Origin of the sequence: Enterococcus faecium, assembly GCF_029023785.1 — a bacterium.
Classification (GTDB): domain Bacteria; phylum Bacillota; class Bacilli; order Lactobacillales; family Enterococcaceae; genus Enterococcus_B; species Enterococcus_B faecium.
This window is the reverse complement of the sequence record NZ_CP118956.1, coordinates 25347-42916: the sequence shown is the minus strand read 5'-3', so window position 1 is coordinate 42916 and position 17570 is coordinate 25347. Positions and strand designations below refer to the sequence as shown.

General features: G+C 36.7%; 24 protein-coding genes. 3 read left to right on the top strand and 21 right to left on the bottom strand.

Annotated features, from left to right (window positions below; genetic code table 11):
- Positions 1 to 24 precede the first annotated feature (24 nt).
- Together PYW34_RS12510 and PYW34_RS12505 are read left to right on the top strand one after the other, a co-directional pair.
- Positions 25 to 279, top strand: a complete 255-nt coding sequence (locus PYW34_RS12510; RefSeq protein ID WP_002311014.1) for a transposase — start codon at positions 25 to 27, stop codon at positions 277 to 279.
- Positions 261 to 923 carry an IS3 family transposase gene (locus PYW34_RS12505; protein ID WP_115354390.1) on the top strand — a complete coding sequence of 221 codons (663 nt, stop codon included), beginning with the start codon at positions 261 to 263 and terminating at the stop codon, positions 921 to 923. Before PYW34_RS12510 ends, PYW34_RS12505 begins: the two co-directional genes overlap by 19 nt.
- 243 nt (positions 924 to 1166) lie before the next feature.
- Here the strand turns inward: PYW34_RS12505 and PYW34_RS12500 are convergent, their stop codons facing one another.
- From PYW34_RS12500 to PYW34_RS12485, 4 genes are all read right to left on the bottom strand, one after another.
- Positions 1167 to 1604: a hypothetical protein gene (locus PYW34_RS12500; protein WP_002334587.1), complete on the bottom strand. Its 438-nt coding sequence runs from the start codon at positions 1602 to 1604 to the stop codon at positions 1167 to 1169.
- 14 nt (positions 1605 to 1618) lie between these two features.
- Positions 1619 to 1870, bottom strand: coding sequence for a hypothetical protein (locus PYW34_RS12495; protein ID WP_002293542.1), 252 nt, complete (start codon positions 1868 to 1870; stop codon positions 1619 to 1621).
- Positions 1870 to 2076, bottom strand: a complete 207-nt coding sequence (locus PYW34_RS12490) for a hypothetical protein (protein ID WP_002330430.1) — start codon at positions 2074 to 2076, stop codon at positions 1870 to 1872. Before PYW34_RS12490 ends, PYW34_RS12495 begins: the two co-directional genes overlap by 1 nt.
- Before the next feature lie 448 nt (positions 2077 to 2524).
- Positions 2525 to 2785 (bottom strand): hypothetical protein, encoded by a 261-nt coding sequence (locus PYW34_RS12485; RefSeq protein WP_002334588.1) that lies wholly within the window; start codon positions 2783 to 2785, stop codon positions 2525 to 2527.
- 154 nt (positions 2786 to 2939) lie between these two features.
- On the opposite strand from PYW34_RS12485, the gene PYW34_RS12480 reads away from it, so the two are divergent.
- Positions 2940 to 3062 (top strand): putative holin-like toxin, encoded by a 123-nt coding sequence (locus PYW34_RS12480; protein ID WP_002295624.1) that lies wholly within the window; start codon positions 2940 to 2942, stop codon positions 3060 to 3062.
- 158 nt (positions 3063 to 3220) lie between these two features.
- Here the strand turns inward: PYW34_RS12480 and PYW34_RS12475 are convergent, their stop codons facing one another.
- From PYW34_RS12475 to PYW34_RS12395, 17 genes are all read right to left on the bottom strand, one after another.
- Entirely contained in the window at positions 3221 to 3454 is a 234-nt protein-coding gene (locus tag PYW34_RS12475; RefSeq protein WP_002303482.1) for a hypothetical protein, read from the bottom strand.
- Positions 3455 to 3498: 44 nt separating this feature from the next.
- The gene (gene ssb / locus PYW34_RS12470) at positions 3499 to 3984 is read right to left on the bottom strand and encodes a single-stranded DNA-binding protein (RefSeq protein WP_002295626.1); all 486 of its coding nucleotides are present in this window, start codon (positions 3982 to 3984) and stop codon (positions 3499 to 3501) included.
- 2 nt (positions 3985 to 3986) lie between these two features.
- On the bottom strand, positions 3987 to 4874 hold the full coding sequence (locus tag PYW34_RS12465) for a nucleotidyl transferase AbiEii/AbiGii toxin family protein (protein WP_002334589.1): 888 nt from the start codon (positions 4872 to 4874) through the stop codon (positions 3987 to 3989).
- Positions 4875 to 4886: 12 nt separating this feature from the next.
- Positions 4887 to 5483, bottom strand: a complete 597-nt coding sequence (locus PYW34_RS12460) for a type IV toxin-antitoxin system AbiEi family antitoxin domain-containing protein (protein ID WP_002299811.1) — start codon at positions 5481 to 5483, stop codon at positions 4887 to 4889.
- Positions 5484 to 5563: 80 nt separating this feature from the next.
- Positions 5564 to 5713, bottom strand: coding sequence for a hypothetical protein (locus PYW34_RS12455; protein WP_002295632.1), 150 nt, complete (start codon positions 5711 to 5713; stop codon positions 5564 to 5566).
- A gap of 15 nt (positions 5714 to 5728) precedes the next feature.
- Entirely contained in the window at positions 5729 to 7933 is a 2205-nt protein-coding gene (locus PYW34_RS12450; RefSeq protein WP_002331358.1) for a type IA DNA topoisomerase, read from the bottom strand.
- A 10-nt stretch (positions 7934 to 7943) separates the two neighbouring features.
- Complete coding sequence (locus PYW34_RS12445; protein ID WP_002334590.1) at positions 7944 to 9413, bottom strand: toprim domain-containing protein; 1470 nt, start codon at positions 9411 to 9413, stop codon at positions 7944 to 7946.
- 60 nt (positions 9414 to 9473) lie between these two features.
- On the bottom strand, positions 9474 to 11846 hold the full coding sequence (locus PYW34_RS12440; RefSeq protein WP_002334591.1) for a hypothetical protein: 2373 nt from the start codon (positions 11844 to 11846) through the stop codon (positions 9474 to 9476).
- A gap of 12 nt (positions 11847 to 11858) precedes the next feature.
- Positions 11859 to 12053 carry a hypothetical protein gene (locus PYW34_RS12435; RefSeq protein WP_002295639.1) on the bottom strand — a complete coding sequence of 65 codons (195 nt, stop codon included), beginning with the start codon at positions 12051 to 12053 and terminating at the stop codon, positions 11859 to 11861.
- A gap of 139 nt (positions 12054 to 12192) precedes the next feature.
- Positions 12193 to 12528 carry a hypothetical protein gene (locus tag PYW34_RS12430; protein ID WP_002295640.1) on the bottom strand — a complete coding sequence of 112 codons (336 nt, stop codon included), beginning with the start codon at positions 12526 to 12528 and terminating at the stop codon, positions 12193 to 12195.
- Between the two features lie 11 nt (positions 12529 to 12539).
- The gene (gene mobP2, locus PYW34_RS12425; RefSeq protein WP_002334592.1) at positions 12540 to 14132 is read right to left on the bottom strand and encodes a MobP2 family relaxase; all 1593 of its coding nucleotides are present in this window, start codon (positions 14130 to 14132) and stop codon (positions 12540 to 12542) included.
- Positions 14133 to 14151: 19 nt separating this feature from the next.
- Complete coding sequence (locus PYW34_RS12420) at positions 14152 to 14574, bottom strand: hypothetical protein (protein ID WP_002334593.1); 423 nt, start codon at positions 14572 to 14574, stop codon at positions 14152 to 14154.
- Between the two features lies 1 nt (position 14575).
- Positions 14576 to 14872, bottom strand: coding sequence for a hypothetical protein (locus PYW34_RS12415; RefSeq protein WP_002299246.1), 297 nt, complete (start codon positions 14870 to 14872; stop codon positions 14576 to 14578).
- 232 nt (positions 14873 to 15104) lie between these two features.
- Entirely contained in the window at positions 15105 to 15374 is a 270-nt protein-coding gene (locus PYW34_RS12410; protein WP_002331351.1) for a hypothetical protein, read from the bottom strand.
- Positions 15375 to 15417: 43 nt separating this feature from the next.
- A complete protein-coding gene (locus PYW34_RS12405; protein WP_002297492.1) occupies positions 15418 to 16353 on the bottom strand; it encodes a hypothetical protein in 936 nt (311 codons plus the stop codon).
- Positions 16354 to 16510: 157 nt separating this feature from the next.
- Positions 16511 to 16741, bottom strand: coding sequence for a hypothetical protein (locus tag PYW34_RS12400; RefSeq protein WP_002297493.1), 231 nt, complete (start codon positions 16739 to 16741; stop codon positions 16511 to 16513).
- Positions 16742 to 16763: 22 nt separating this feature from the next.
- A complete protein-coding gene (locus tag PYW34_RS12395) occupies positions 16764 to 17570 on the bottom strand; it encodes a hypothetical protein (protein ID WP_002334594.1) in 807 nt (268 codons plus the stop codon).

The following is a 17570-nucleotide window of genomic DNA, read 5'->3' as shown; positions in this document are numbered from 1 at the left end:
TTATCTACGAGAGGATGAATTTTTATGACCCGATATGAAGAAAATTTTAAACAAATGATTGTTGAACTGAATCAAACTGGACGTTCTGTTCAAGGGTTAGCGAAAGAATATGGCTTATCTGAAGCAACGATTTACAAATGGAAGAATTTATATTTACCTGATCAGTCCACAGGACTGACTGGAAAAGAAGTAGCTGAACTGAGAAAAGAAAATGCTCGTTTAAATGAGGAACTTGAAATCTTAAAAAAAGCCGCAGCCATATTCTCTCGGAAAACCTAAATTCGCTTGTTCAATTTATTGAAAAATGGTGTAAGGATTACACTGTTTCTTTGTTGTGTCGGTTATTAGAAATCCCTAGAAGTGTCTATTATTTTTATAAGAATAAACCGTTGACAGCTACAGAAATCAGAAATAATAAGTTGAAAAAGAAGATTTCAACAATTTTTTTTACGAATAAACAACGCTATGGTGCCACAAAGATCCATCAAGTTTTATTAAAAGAAGGGATTTCAGTATCTCTTAAACATGTCCAAAAGCTAATGAAACAATTAAATTTAAGGTCGATTGTAGTTAAAAAATATAGACCTCAAAGGTCTAATAAACCGATCATTTCAAAAGAGAATCTCTTAAATCAGGACTTTTCTACTGAAACGATCTGTGAGAAATGGGCAGCTGACATTACGTACATTCCTACTAAGAAAAATGGTTGGTGTTACTTATCTTCAATCATGGATTTACACACGAAAAAAATTATTAGTTATACATTTTCAAAACGAATGACTGTGGATTGTGTCATCCAAACATTGAATAAAGCAAAAATACATTATCACATTCCAGAAGGAATGATTCTACACACTGACTTGGGCAGCCAATACACAGCAAGAGAAGTGGAACAATGGCTTAAAACCAACAAACAGTACTAACAATAAGGGAATAATCTTGTTCAAATGGATCACCTTCTTTCTCTTAAGTTATCGGGCTTTGCCCGTTTATTTCGCACCACCTAAGCGGCGGGGGCGGTTGGTGCGAAATAAGAACCATTCCCTTAGTTACTAGGCTTTTTTTGTCCTTATTTCACACATTCTCACTTTTCGGTATAAATGATTATTGACCTTTTTTTCTTTCAAATCGTTGATATGGAATCCGTTGTTAGTTGATAAATCACCTTATTCATTTTCGTTGTCCTCCTTTTTCATGGTGTAATAGGCGCCATACTTATTGATATTTTCAAAATAATCTAACCATTCACTTGAAACAGTCTTGGCTTTTTTCGTTTCGACAAATTTCGCATACGTTAGTTCTAAAGCTTGATATTCAGAAGGTTTAATAGTGCTTGGTTTGACACCTACTTCCAAGCATAGTAAGGCTTGGAAAAACCATTTTGCATTTTGCTTTTTCAGTTCTTCCAGTGTTCGATAGTACGTCGCAATAAGATTCATTTCGACACCTAATTCAATCATTTCTTCCACAGCTACCGACAATTTTTCTTTATAATGTTTTTTTGGAACACGTGTTTCGTTGTCTAGGAACGTCATATCCTCCATTTTTTGTGCCATTTTATCCAAAGGTAATTTGACAAATTCGTCATAGTAATTTTGAGCCATATTTTTTCTCCTTTTTAGTTCTCTAATTTGGTTAACCAATATTCGTTTTCATAAGTTTCCAAGTTTTCTTGATAATGCAGTTCACATCCTGCAATCTTCACTAGGTCTTCAAATAGCATAGTCGGTGCATCCTCTACTAAAGGGGTTTCTATCGTCCAGTACCGCGGAATAAGTAAAGCTTCTGCTACTTTTTCAGAAATGACTTCTTTGTCCACCAAAATTTGAACGACTTCTTTTACAGTCAATAATTTGTGTTGTGTTTTCATCAGCGTTTCTTTCCTTTCTCCTCAATCAAAATATAATCGCCATAAGACAAGGTATATTTTTTCCCGCATGTTGGACATTGATACAAACAATAGCTTTTGATACATTTCGCTCTTTCTCCACAATCGCATTCGACAGTATGTGGTGCATGATAGTTTGGGAATAATTCGCTGAAGGGAACACCCCAATAATCAAATTTCTTTCGCATGATTGATTCTGCCTCCTCTTAGGAAAGGTTTTACTTCCTTTCGTTAGTTCTTTCTTTATTGATTTGTTGGCCAGAATGAATCAACGAAAAGCGACAAGGACAAGGGCGCGCAGCGTGCCATTTACCCTTGTCCTTGTCGCTTTTTGGTGATAAAAGGCAACTTGTTGCCGGTCTGGCAAATCAATAAAGAGATAGCGAACAGGAACGAACCTTTTGGTGAGAGGAAGCTTTTCCTATTTTGTCTTACAAAGCAAGGCCCCTTATCTTAGTGAACGTGCAACGTTCACTTCCTTTCTTCTCGAACGGCGGTGGCGGTTGGAGTGAGAGAAAGGTTTTTCAATTGAGAAGGCGCTTGTGCCTTCCTAAACAGGCCTTTCCCTTTCTTCCTGTTTCTATGTAAAACAAAAAGAGCTGCAGTCCTACATTAGGATTGCAGCTCTTCTTTTATTTATATGCCCATTGCTCGCGTAAAATGATCAGGGTTTCTAATTTGCATCGATTCAATGACTAATTGATTCCGTTTATTGAAATGACCTGTGACGGCAATATTGTATTTTCCATCATCCATAATTAACAATTTATCGATAATTTCAATATCTGCAACTACACAATTAATCGATTCATGAATTGTTTGTAAAGTAAAGCGAACCAATAATGGTTGTGTTTTTATTACTCGGATTTTATCAAGCAAACCAACATATTTGTTCATCACGATCACCTCGCTAAAATTATAGCAAAAACAGTTAAAATTGAGAATTTTTATTCGATTTTAGATATGCTATAATAGTCAAGACAGTAAAGTTTGAAGACGGTGGCGACTTCTGGAAAGGTGGTGGTGCTTATGAATGTAAGTGCTAAAATCTATGAAAGGAGTAAGCCTTTTGTCCGCATATGAGACAATTCAAACCATTCTTGGTTTTGGTATGTTTACCATTGCTTTGATTAGTTTGATTGTAAATATGCTTAAAAATGACAAAAAGAAATAACCGTCTACTTTAGCAGGTCAGCGGTTATTTCCAAATAACTAATATTCTGCCACCGTTCTTTAATCGGTGCTGTTAATGAGGGGTTGTTAGCGCAACTCCTCTTTTTCATGTTCATTATAGCAATATTTCGCAAGAAGTTCAACGATTTCCCGTTAACTCTACATATAAAGCGGTAGAATAGCCGTAAGTATAACAGCTGTCGCTGCTACTGTGACTTTAGTCAATCGCCAAAAGGAATTATCCTTTCCTGCTCTTTTTAAAAGATAAGAACAGACAAGATACACGAATACAAGAAATAGTGATCCTTTCGCAATTCTATTTACCAAAGGATTTTCAGTGACGCCCAAAGAAATCCCGTCTATAAATGCAATTACGGGTATCAATAGATCCATCGTCAGACTAATTTTTTTGCCATGCTTACTCCTTCTTTCTCAAACTAAAACGGTAGATCATCATCGCTAATATCGATTGATTGTCCACCAAATGGATTCTGTGAAGCGTTCAATCCATTGTTGTTAGGCGTCGCTGTATCCCGTTGTTCAAAGGTGGCGGTGCTTGGACTGGTGGACGATTGATCAGCGTGCGCACGGCTCTCTGTCGCTGCTTTACTTTCTAATAGTTGAAAGTTATCTGCTACAACTTCAGTCACATATACACGTTGTCCTTGCTGGTTGTCGTAAGTCCGCGTTTGAATCCGCCCAACTACACCAATCAAGCTACCTTTTTTAGCTAATGTCGCCATTGTTTCTGCTGGTTTGCGCCAAATCACGCAGTTAATAAAATCGGCTTCTCGATTGCCGTTTTGATTCGTGAAATTTCGGTTGACGGCTAGGGTAAAAGTCGCTACTGCAGTACCACTTGCGGTATAACGTAAATCAGGATCTTTGGTTAAGCGTCCTACTAATGTCACATTATTAATCATCTTTATCTCTCCATTTCTCTATTCATCTGTTGGTGTCTTTGATAAGCTAGTTTTCGCTCTTTTTCTTCGACGTGAATCACTTTTTCCATCAAATTACTAATCGAATCCATTGTCTCATCGTACGTGATCGATGCAGCATAAGGATTGCTTTTTTGATATTTCTTCCATGTATCTTTTAGCTCGTGACTATTTTTCAGTACATCCATATCCTTTTCATAGTATATCTTTAACGGATCAGTTTTTCCTCGACGTGTAAATGTATTTCTCACACTATCTTTCAAGGTCTTCTCATCGATCTTCTCCATTTTAGGAATAGTATAGAGATCATAAAAATCTTTTCCTCTCGAATTATCTGTTAAAAAATCAAAGGTTGCACTTAATTTTTCAGCAATAATTTGTTCTGTAGGATAGGATTCCAAAGGAATCGTTCGATCCTCAAACATCAATTTATGACTGTGAGTGATCGTTGCAGGATAGATCGAGTCACCTGTAGTCAAATCTGGCCGCATGTTTTCCAAATGTGCCAGCACACGTAAGCTAAATCCTGGATAGTAATCGGCTTCTCTCGTTTCTTTCATTCCTTGAATCTCAAATTGAATGCCTTCTTTCGTCGGCGTTGAAAAAATTTCGTTTAGAACCGTTGCTAATGTTTCTTTGGTTACTTTCATTTCCCGTAAAGTCGTATCAATATCTTTGGTTGTGCGATTTTCAATGCCATACTTTGAGCCAATCAAGAAGCCGCCTTTTAACACAAAATTTTCACGATAAGGAGACTCTGAGATTTTTTCCAAGAATTTTTCCATCATAAAATGTCTTAAAACAAGCTGCGGATCAACTTCTTTTTCTCTAGAAATATTCTTCACTTTTGCTTTTAACTGCGTAGGTGTCATGTATCTTCTCCTTTAATTTAAAGCCATAATATAAGAACGCATCGTTTTGTCTGTTGGTAAAATTCGTCGATACTCATTCAATTTTCTAAGATTTTTTCTGTCCGACTCCATATAGTTTTTGATTGCTTTTACTTTGATTTCATCCTCAACGGTATACCAGGGATTCCAAATGTCACATAAAGTTCTTTCTGGATCATAAGCTATAATAGGATTCCCATAGCGACTTTTTATTTCAATCTTACCTAATTCATACCATTCCGCTTTTGTATAGTGTAGCTCAACTGCGAATTCCTTCAATCCTTTTTCAGAAACGTGATAACCGTAAGGTACAGTCAGATCGATCTGTCTAGGGATCATATCTGTTAAATCATACAAATCTAACGCGGTAATATGTGAAATAATGCCGCGTTCATATTTTTTTTGCGCCATAAACAATTCATCAGGAAATTGACCAGGTAAGGTGAAAAAACCTGGATACTCTCGATCCAGCTCCCCTCGATCTACCATACGTTTGATCGTTACAGGAGAAATGCCCGCTTTTTTGGCATCCTTCAAAGCCAAAGTTCCATTAAATTCTTCTAGCAGCTTGTATACCATTGCTTTTGTCATTTTCTCCCTCCTTTGTATACGTATAAACTTATAAAAACAGTATAACATAAGTTTATACGTATACAATAGTTAGGAAGATTTTATCGATCTAATTCGATTTCTTTTTGAATCCTCTGCTGGTTCTTCAATTGCTGCAGTCTTCGTTTGCTGGCACGCATTTTTTCCTGTTCTGAACGAATTTTGGCTTTTTGATTTTCGATTTCTTGTTGTTTGTGTGTGGTATTACGCATAAGATTAACCCTCCATTATTTTGCAGTGCGGCGTGTTCTTTTCTTGAAGTTCGTTTTTTTCTTTTCAGAAAATTCAAAGCCTGTAGTGAAGTCTTCTTTTAAAACAATCGTTGCTTCAAATGAACCCTTCTGACCTTTTAACCCTTTCACTGGTTGGCTTGTTCGGCTATTTTGAATGATCTCCTTCAGCTGTGTCGCTGTGAGTTTCTTTTTGGCAATCGTTGTCCATAATTTAAAATCACAGGCTTCAGACGTACAGGCTGCCACCTTTTGATAGAGTAAGACTTCTTGTTCCTGGCATTTTGGACAAATTCCTAAATGACGCGCGGCTTCTTGCTTTTCACTGGCTGCTTTCACTTCTTGTAACGTCGATCCAAAATTAGTGGATTGGATTTGCCCTGGTACGACTTCCAATAAGTGAGAGACAAATTTTTGGATATTGGCTAGAAAAGTGGTTTGTGTTCCTTTTCGTTCACCGATCTTTAACAAGTAGCTTTCCCATTTGGCGGTCATTTCGGCGCTCGTAAGCAGCGGCTCTTTTTCCACGGCTTGGCAAAGCAAAATCCCTTTATTCGTCACCACGAGCTTATTTTTCTCTACCTTGATATATTCCTTTTGTTTCAAGGTTTCAATAATATTCGCCCGTGTCGCTTCTGTACCGATTCCTTCCACTTCTTTCAATATGGATTGCGCTTCTTCACTATCCACGGTTTTCCCAGCTGTTTTCATTGCAGTGATCAACGTACCTTCGGTATAAGGTTGTGGTGGCTTGGTTTCTTTTTCAAGAACTTGTAGATCCACCGTCACCATTTCTCCTTTTGTCACTTTAGGAAGTAGCGGCTCTTCTTCCTTCTCTTTTCCGTCGCTCTCTTTTCCAAATAACTTCTTCCAACCTAGATCTAGCGGCACCTTTCCGATTGCCTTTAACTGAAGCTGCTGAACTTGCGTCAAGATCGTTGTTTCTTCATAGGTATACTTTTCCGCAAACATGGCCACCGTTGTTTTTAACACTTGTTCATAAATAGCCTGCTGCAGTGGACTTAGTTGTTCAAAAGCCGCTGCTGTCATAACCGTTTTTGTAGGAATGATCGCGTAATGTTCCTGGACTTTCTTATTATTCACATACCGACTATTCGGTGTATGAATAGGAGTCGGAATCGCTTCGGCTTTTAAAAAATGCTTGTATTCGTCTAAGTGATCCAACAGATACGCATATTCCCCTTCCGTAATATAAGGGGTATCCGTTCGCGGATAGCTTAGATATTTTCCTTCATACAACCCTTGCATGGCTTCCAAAGTATCTTTGGCACTAGCTTTCATGAGTTGATTCATTTTAGACTGAAGGCTCGATAAAGAAAAAAGACGTGGGCTAGCCGCACTTTTTTTCTCTGTTTCGACTTGAAGGATCGTACCTGGCTGTTTTCCTAATTGAACACCTTTTTCTTTTAAATAGGCTTCAAATGCTTCTTGTGTCGCTTGGGTTTCATTTGGATCAAGCTTCGCATCAAATGCGCCATTTTGAGCGATTACTTGGGCTTTTCCTTCAAAATATGGTTCTTTTTGGAAGTTTCTAATCTTTTCCTGCAATTGATAAATCATATAGAGTGTTGGGGTTTGGACTCTACCTAAAGAAAAACTTCCTGGTATGCCTTTTTGCTGCAAGAGTAAACTATACAGTGGGCTACCGTTCATCCCAATTAACCAATCGGCGATCTGACGTGCTTGTGCTTCTTCAAATTTTGGATAGGTCTCTTCTGCGTCTCGTAACTGTTGGAATCCCTGATAAATGGCTTCTTTTTCTAAGGAGTTGATCCAAAGTCTTTTAAAGGTTTTTCCTTGATTGGCGCCTGCTTGTTGAATGATTGACCAGGCAATCAGCTCCCCTTCACGATCGCTATCAGTCGCGATCACAATCGTATCAGCTGACTGCAGCTGTCGTTTGACGACACTAAACTGCTTTTTCTTATCTTTAGGAACATGATAGTGGTATTGATTGGGGAAAATAGGCAAATGTTCTAATGCCCATTGTTTCCATTTTTCATCGTACATATCGGGCGAATCTAACTCGACTAAATGACCAAAACCATACGTGATCACAGTTTCTCCTGTAAACAATCGATCTTGGATCTCAAAATACCCATCTTTTCGGGTAGCTTTAGAAAAGCTATCGGCATAAGCCTTCGCTTGTGACGGTTTTTCTGCTAAAATGACGGTTTTCATAGTGACGACTTCACTCCCTTTCTTGTTGTCTGCCTTGTTGAAACAACATCGCACGTCTTTGCTTTCTGATTTCTTGTTGCTGGATCTCATGCTTCAATTGATCATTCCAATCCTTTTTCACTTCAGGTACAAATTCATGTTCATGCTTTTTATAGCCTTTGTAGTATTGTTCTGCTTTATAGGAAAGAAGGATTCCTGCATTAACGTCTTTTATGTTGGCTTTTCTACTATAAAAACGATCAAAGTTGTATGTTCCATCTGCGCGTTCACATACTTTCAGTTCCTTCGCGACCGTGGTACATGCTTCTTTCAAATCAATTGTTTCTACTGGTTCGCCCTTCGCCAACATCTTTCCAAACGTAGATTGAACATCATGAGCAGACACCAATTGATTTGTCAGCTGTAAATTAGTTTCAGTTTTGTGTATGGCCATAATTGCTTCAGGTTCAACACTCATTTCTTTTGCGACTGCTTCATAAGTAGCTTTGTATTCTTTAGGTACTTGCCAATCATTTGGAATTCCTCGCTCACAACGGATTTTCTTATTGGTAAAAGGATCAACGATTCCCTTCATCTGTTCTTTTTCATAAAAAATATGTCCTGCACGATCATTGTCCACACATACTTCAATCGATTGAGGAAATGTTTGTTTTCGACTTAATTCAGAAATCGACTCTTCAACGTAATGACTGATTACATGATGTTTTAACCCGTCCATCGAAACTAACCAGGCATCTTGTAGTTTCTCCCGATTCAATGCAGCGTAACTTAACAGATCAATACTACTTTCAAAGAATTTTAAATGCTTCGGATCGCCTATTTTTAAATTAAATCCGTGATTTGGCGTAGGATTCTTGTCAATGTGTTTATACGTTCCCCGTTTACCGAAACGATTAAAATCGACGATCGTTCCTTGATAACTTGCCCCTACTGTATCTCCTGTCTGTGGATCTTTCCATAAAAAAGCAACCGCATGATCTAAACGGTCGTCTCCAACTAAAAAATTTTGCCGTTCATGTTTCGGCTTTAGTTCAGCAATCAACCCTTCTTTTTCTGCATAATCAATCAGCCACTCTGGTAGTTTTCGTTCTTCCTTCAGATAATTCCTTCCTTTTTCTGTGAGTGGTTGATAATCAACGGGGTGATCTTTGTACTTTTCTGTCTCAAAATGAAGATTTTCCACTCGTTCTGTTTTGTCTTCATTCTTTAGAATAAAATCAGTGGCTGCTTTAAATTGTTGCTTAGGGTCTTGGATCTCTTTGTCTATGAAAAAAAGTTTAGCTAATTCAATAATGTCGCCACTAACATTTTGACTGTTCCAATAAAAACGTTGTTTTCTTCGATCAAAAACAAATGAATCATGGTCTTCTAAGCGATAGTCTCGTCCTTTATTGACTACAGCCATTCCATTGTTTCGAGCAAAATCCACTATATCGATCTGTTTACATCGATCAATAAGACTCATTTTTTTCTCGGTCATTTTAAAACCTCCCAAAAGAAAAAAGACTATCCGTTTTTCAGATAGTCTTTTTTACTTGTTTTATACACGTTCTTTTTGTGACAATTGTTGTTCATAATAGATTTCATTTTTTCGTTTTGCCACTTCTGACACTGTCTCAAGTGAAAATCGGAATGGATTTCCTAGCGCAAATTCTTCTGAAGGTAACGCCGTTTGGATCTCTTTTCCATAACTTTTTCCTTTTAAAATTACTTGATTATGCTGCGGATCTTCAATAAACGCCGCATCCTTCAAATGTAACGTTCGACCCGTATCTTCTTCCATTACTTTCCCGTCTTTCTTGTCGATCCAAAGTGAACCAACAGGAACAATATTCTTTTGTTCTGCCGTTTCTACAGTATTTTTATGCTCCTGCTTCACTTCTGCTGGTTGGATCTCTGGTTCTCTTTCTCTGTATTGATTGATTTCATTAGAAATGGTTTGAATGAATTCATTTGCGACACGGCTGACATCATTCATGATTTTCCCACGTTCCGCAGCTTCCTTATCATCCAACGTCTGACCATTCTTCGTCCATGCTGCAATATAAGGAATAGCTTTCTCCGACGTGTCCATTCCAAAATGTTTGCACACAATATAAGAAGTCATTTCTGCCTGCAATTCTTTAGTTGCGGTATCTAATTCTGAAAATTTGTGCATTCTTGCATGGGCTAATTCATGAATACTTGTAGCTAAATGCTGCGTAGGAGTATTTCGAGTATTCATGACGATTTCTTCTTCGCCAGTAAATTCGTTACGAACATACGCCCCACGTGCTTGTCCTAATTCTCTTTGATAGACTTCACTTTCTGTCATATCTCGAATTTGTATTCCAATATTGTTGGCTACCGCTTGAATCCCAGCTTGAAGTTCTGACTGTCCTTTTTTATCCAATTGAAAATCAAAGACACGGTTCGGAAAGATTTTCGGATAGTCTTCAGGTTTTAACTGTGTTTGTGTGATATCAAACACTTTTTCAATCGTGTAGTAAGTTTTTTTGATCACTTCGATTTGACCACTTTCGATTCGTTTTTTATCTTCTGGTGTAGCTTCTATTTCTCGAACAAAGCCACGTCCTTTCTCATAAAATCCTTTGACCGTTTTTCTGACAAAGATCTTGTTCCCTTGTTCCCTTTTTTTGATATAGATTCCTTCTTTTTTCAACGCGGCACGACCTAAACAAGCCGTTGCACCTGGAAATTGTTCCTCAATCAATAATTGATTTCTAAAGGATCGTTCTGGAAAACGAGACATAAAGTTCAAAAGTTCTTTGACGTCTTCAGGAGAATGAGTATGCTTTTTCACCGCATCCAGTGCCTGTTGCGAAAGGGATTTAACTTCTTGTTTAATCTCTTCTGCCGTTCGTTTTTGATAGCCCTTTTGTTTTGTTTTTGTTTCTTTCGACTGCATTTGTTCTTTCGAAACAGGTTCATTTTTGACCGATTGTTTTTGTTCCTTCTCAGGTACTTGTTCGCACATTTTTGCTAACTCTAAATAGATGGGTTGATTACTGTTGACGCCATCCCCTAGATCCATTCGGATCTGATCGACTACTTCTCCGTTCTTCACTTCTTCAAAATAGAATTTATAATAACCTGCTTCTGCGGCGTATTGGTTATCCAACGTTTTGAGTTGATCGATCAATTCGAATGTTACGATCTCCCCACCATAACTTTTCAATCCTTTTTCTGGATCATTTTCGTTGAATTCTACTCGATAAAAATGATCGTTTTCTTTCTCCTTCAAAGAATCAGTTGGTACAGCCTCTTCAAGTAATTCACGAACAGCTGCTTTTTCCTCTTCCGACGTGGCTTGGTATTTTTTAGATTCCTCAAATTCCCCGTTTTCATTCAGTTCTAAAGCGACTTTTCGATAGCCTTTCAGAAAATAAATGGTCGGATTTTTTTTCCATTGCGTCACTCGTCCGCTGTCAATGATTGCTTGTACTTCAGGAAGAAGGTTTTCTTTTCCTTTTTCCGATCTTTCTTTCAGCTGTTCTAATGTTTCCAATTTCCGTTGGTATTTTCGGATCGTAGCGGCTGAAAAAGTCGATTCACCTTTTTCAAAGCGTTCGATTTCTTCTTTGATTCTTGGAATATTCTCGATCGTCATATCCAGTCCGCCGTACTTGTTATAGCCCATTTCCTTTATCTCTTCTTGTCTTTCAAGTTTTTCTACTTGTTTTTCTTGTTGCTTGATCTCTTCTCTCAGACTATGCACTTTATTTTCGATTCGCTCTTGTTGCCTAAACCAAGAATGCCCATTTCTCTTATCGTTCATTGGTTGACCGTTGGTCTTTCTCTGGTGTTCAAACATCTTTTCAATTTGTTCGTTTAATTCATTTTGCAATCGTACTAATTTTCTTTTTGATTTTCCCAAACGACTATTGTCTAGTGGTTCTTTTTCTTCTGCCATGTCCGTTTCCTCCTAAACAAATGGATAATCTTCTGTCGCATCGACGAACGTCTTCGTAGTCAGATTTAACGTTAAAATATCGCCACTTTGATAAGCTTTTGCCGCTTTGTCTGTGACGACAAAAGATCTGCCTGTTTGAATTTCTGTCACAAAAACGAGATTGTCTCTGCTTTTTTCAACAACAACTCCAATAGTTGAATAAGCCATTTCTTCTTCCTCCTTTCTTTTGATATAATGTAGTCGGAAATCGCACCACTCAATAAATTGGCGGAAAACAATTCATTGAAAAAAAGAGTCCTGGACAATCACGTTCAGGACTCTTTTACTTCTTTTATTCACTTAACAACTAACACTCTGTGAGTGAAATGGACTCTTCAATGCTTTTACATGGAAAGTTATTGATTCCCTCTTCATTCATTTCCCAAGTAGTATAATAAGGTGCTAACTTGCCCTCATATTCTTGAATGATAAAATATTTTTCACCATTCACATGATTACAACAATACACACCAGTAGCTGGGTACTCAACGACTAAAAATTGATTTGGATCAAACTGTTCGTTTCTCAACATTTCTCTTATCTGGAACAAATGCTCTTTTTCCAAACAATCGGGAAGTTGTTCGATTCGTTCTTTTTTTAGTGATCCTTCTATGACTTTCCATTGATTCAAATATCGTTTCATTTCTCTTCCTCCTACTGTCTTTCTTGTTCCATTTGAATTCTTCGTTGTTGCTCTTCGTATGCTTTACTTGCGTGGTATTTTTCTTCATGGGCATTAATCGTTCGATTTAATTGACGTAAACTCCGCTGCGTGACAACTCTTTGTTGGAATTGTTTCCTGCGCTTCATGAATTCTTCGTAACTATATTTGTATTCATTCGTTGGCAATTGTTTAAGCGTTCGAAAGGATCGTTCATTGTAAATAGATTGCATCTGATCAACACTTTCTATTAATGGTTTTATTTGACTATCCTGTCTCTTCAGCTCTGTTAGGATGGCATTTCCTGTGCGCTTTTTTAAATCAAAGAGAGCATTTTTCTCTGCATCCTTTGATTCTCTCTTGCTTTCCCCATAAAGACTTTCTGCTTCTTCTTTCAATGCTTTTGAAATCTGTATATATTCTTGATATTCAGGTTCTTTTGTTAACACATATTGGGTTAACTCGTCGAGTTTCTCTCTTGTGTATGGTGAAAGTTTAGTTCGATTTTCATCCCCATAATTCCATTCCGAACGTTTTTCAGGTAAGGTTCTATATACTTCATTTAATAAGTTCATTGCGTGTCGATCATAACGTACTGGCTCTTTTACCACTTTTGTTAAGCTGTTACGCAAATCACTTTTTCGTGTCAATAAATTTCGTTTCTCCATACCAATTATTCGATCCTTTTCATAAGAAAAACGTTCTAACTCATGTACATAATTGGTCTTCATTGCGTCTAATGTTGCTTGTCTTCTCTTACCTTTCGGTACGATATAACTCACACCATTTTCAACCTCAGTGTAAGGTTTACGCGTATTTTCTTTTTCAACAACTGCAAAATGAATATGGATATGTTTAGTATTGCGGTGAATCGTTGCCATCCAGTAGCCTGTTTCATTCAGTTGCTCTTTCTCGAATAATGTCTCCATCATTTTTCTTCCAGCTGCTTTTAACCCTTCTTCATCTAAAGTATCTGTTTTGGTATCGTACAATCCTATTTTTTCAAGATAAGAATTATCATGAGAGACAACATCTTGATAAATGATTGAGCCTTTTTGTTGTCCTCTTTGGAAGATTTGCTTAATCTCCTTCAGATCACTTCCTTTCACTTCGTCTGAAGCCATAGAAAAAACTCCAGGAAGATTTCCTAAAGCTTTTTTGTGTGGCTCTGTTTGATATTTTTTTATTGCTTGGTTCAAGCGTTGGTATTCTTTTTGTTCACTTTGCGTAAGTTCTTTCTTTTGTTCTAACGCATAGTGACGGGTCATATAAGAAAGATATTTGGTAAAATCTTGTTCCTCTAACTTGTCAAAATTGATACCATTCCCCATCAAAGATTGAGCTTCATTCGACGTTTCACTGAATTCTTTATCCGTCTTACTCTCCGAAAAAGTTTCTCCTTCAGGAATATAAAAATCCTCTAAAGCATTCTTGATTCGTTGCAGTTCCTGTTCTTCTTCAGGCGTACGTCGTTCCATTTCTTCCAGCGCTTTTTCTCTTGTCATATAATCAATGTATGTTGAAAAAGATTTTTTATTGGGCAAGGTAAATTGACAAGTAAGAATGACTGCAGGCGATTTATTCATCACGTTCCCCTTCTACTTTTTATCTTTTTAGAATCTTCGTTGGATCAAATGTATCTACTCTGGCATGAACAGATTCATTCACAGGTTTCTTCAACTGAGGGGAATATTTTTTGGTTTGATTAGATTTAATTTTTCCTTCCACACGTTCTTTTGCTTCTTGGTAAACTGTTGAATTTGTACCAATTAGTATTCCTGTATCTTTCAAATGAAGATCTGCAAACTCTGAAACCATTTCGGTTAAAATAGAAATTTCTTTACTCATTCCATTCAACTTTGCTTGATTGGAATTTACTTTTTTCTCCATTTCTGGATCATAATTCATACATAGAAACCGAACGGCTTCACTATAGTTTTTAACTTTTGCATGAGTAGAAATAATCTCATCCAACACATCGATATGTGTTTGGTGAAAGTAAATGTGTTTGTCTATAACCTTTGCCATATCAAAGTTCACTTCCTCTATTTTGCTCGATCAAGATTTCTAAAATACGATTGTTTTGGCTAACATATTCTTCTAATATCTTTGTGTTATAGCTTTGAATTTCTGAAAACTTTTCTAATAACTGATCAAACTTTTCTTTTTTATATTCCATCAAAGGACGATCAAAATCATTTTCTATTAGTAATTTTAAATAATCGTTACGACTCCATTTATGACCCGTACGGTTACTTAGTTCGTCACATCTTCGATCAATTTCTCTTACGATTTTCTCATCCACATTTCTTATTCTTACTTCCATATTAATTCCTCCAATTTAAAAAGGATAGCGAAAAGGAGCCTATCCTTTTTGCTATCCTACTACCCTCCTTTTACTATCCTTCACTATCCTTTCACTATCCTATTTTTAAATATTTTGTTCCCACATTTATTTTTGAGAAACGTAATAGGCACAGCCTATTGGAACACTTTTTTTAAAAAGTGTTCCCACGTTTCCTTATGCTCTTTAAAAAATAAGGTGTTTAAATGGAATTTTATGTTTTAGATTCCTTGAATTGTTCCCATTCATCAATCAATTGGCTATAAGTAGCCATTAATTTTTCTTGCTCTTGTTGCTCTCGAATCGACAAAAAATCAGTTTGATCCATTAATTCTAAATATTCTGTTCGGTATTCAATGTTCACCATACCCGCTTTACTACATAGTAATTGATCCTGATTTTCTTTCACTTTGAATAAATGCTCCTTCTTTAAGATTTTTAATTCCGTGCCAACTATAAGCACAATTCTGTAAAGAAGAATCATTTTCAAAGGATTCTCCTTATTTATTCATCTTTCATAGGAAGTTCTAAATCACCACTTTTCCTAAAACATATGGTTTGTTTTGTTGAATATTACTCCCATCTAACCACAATTTCCCAATGCCATATCGTAGACTTGCTTCAACTTTATAAAAATTGTAGACCTCTTTTCTTCGGTCGATTGTTTTCGTCTCCTGTCCATCTTTTAAAGTAGATCTGATGCCCTTAACGGTTACTTCATGGATACTCGTGTGAACGATATCCGTATGGATCAACTCCTCATACTTTCCAAAATCAACGTAATACTCATAGCCGCTCAGCGTCGGAATCAGATCAATAACCATTTCTTTTTCGATTGATCTTTTAATGAGTTTTATAAATACACAACCAAACAAAGCGAGAATAAAGCTTACTTCAAACAAATACATATATCCATTTATAAATTGATCAATCGTCGTTAAGAAGTTCTTTATCCCCTCTACCGTTCTTCCAGATTGTTCGAACCGATCTGTTAGAGTCGTTAACATACTGCCTAAGATAAGTAAGTCCAATAAACTTTTGAAAAGTTTACTCATTGTTAAATTTTGCCTGACAAATTGGACGAGTAAGTAACTAAAAATAGAAAAGCACATGACACACATTATTGTCATTTCTGCCGTGAAAATATTTGACGCCGCGATCTGTTTTGGCTCACTTAACAAGTAATAGGCCACCCCATAGACCACCACCAAATAGCCGATTAAAGTAACCATAAGTGAAGCCATATAACTAAAAAGTTTTCCTATTGGCCATAATTGCAATGCCCAAAATTCCTTTCGTTTGCTATTTCTTTTCAGAGGAAGCCACGTATGTTCGATCCAGTCATTGGATTTTATTTCGATTTCTTCCTTAAATTCTTTCTTCTTTTCTTGCCAATGAGGGGGCATAATTTCGTTGAGCTGTATGCATAGGTAAAGTAACATAACACACGATAACGTACTCATTAACCCCTTAAGTAACAGATCTTCGTCAGAGAACAAAAGAAAAAGCGTTCCGACGATCACGGACACACTGACGAGAAACCCAACGATAAATAGGGCGATATAGCTAATCCATAAAAACTTTTGATACTTTTTTTCACATAGAACCCACCTTGATTTTTTATTTATTATCAGCTGTAAAATATTTTTTAGCAGCTATATATAGAGATTCAAAAGATCTCAATTTTAATGTGTCTAAATTCTTTCTACCATTCTTCAGTTCAGATATTGTCGTGTTAGATAAATTCACTTCTTGACATACATCTTTGACTTTTACAACTTTGAGATAGGCTTTAATCAATACTTTCTGCTCAGCGAAAATATCTTTGCCGACCAAGTTCGCTCGCTTCATTTCTTTCACTCCACCTGTTCTACTAAATATTTTCTTTTGTCATACGATCAATTTTTTCTTGAAGTTTTTGAATGATCTCTTCTTGATCTTTCATTTGCGTTTTCGATGTTTCAATTTCTTGCTGGTAACCATTAATCTTATTTTCAGTGTTTTCCTGATCATCTGCGACTTGATAAGGCAACTGATCTTTTAGTTTCTTCACTAATTCTTCATTCAAATCTATGGTTGCTTGGAAAGATTCAATTTGTTTTTGTGCTACTTTTTGTTCTTTCTTGTATCCTTTCACTTTGTAATTGATCGCATGTTGTTCATAATCTTTGTCTTTCACTTGATCTTTGACCTTATCTTCGTGAATATAAAAAATCAGATCTTGCGGTTCTTGCATATCCACCTTTGGATCGATTTTTTCAGGAATAATGGTTAATCGCATAGCAATATATTCTTCTGGTACATGCGATAGCTTCACTGCAAAATAATCATCAGAAACTTTGATCACTTCGGCTTTTATTGCTTGATAATCCCCTTTAGCTGTCTTTACTTCTACGCGATAATTAAGATTAGCCAGTTCTTTTAATAAGCTTTGATCTTCATCGTCGATCGCAAATTCAAAAACTAATTGCTGATTTGCTCCTTTTTCTTTTGAAACCATCGTCAGTTCCTTCGTGTTTAAGAATGCGTTCGTGCTTACCTCATCTGGTATGTCTACCTTCTTGTGCGTATAAATCGGACTAGCAAGAATCAAAAAGCCGAGAATCATAAAGATTCCCAGCCATCTAAGATAACTTTTTCGTTTTTTGAAACGTTGTCTTGCTCCTTTTTTCTTACTCAT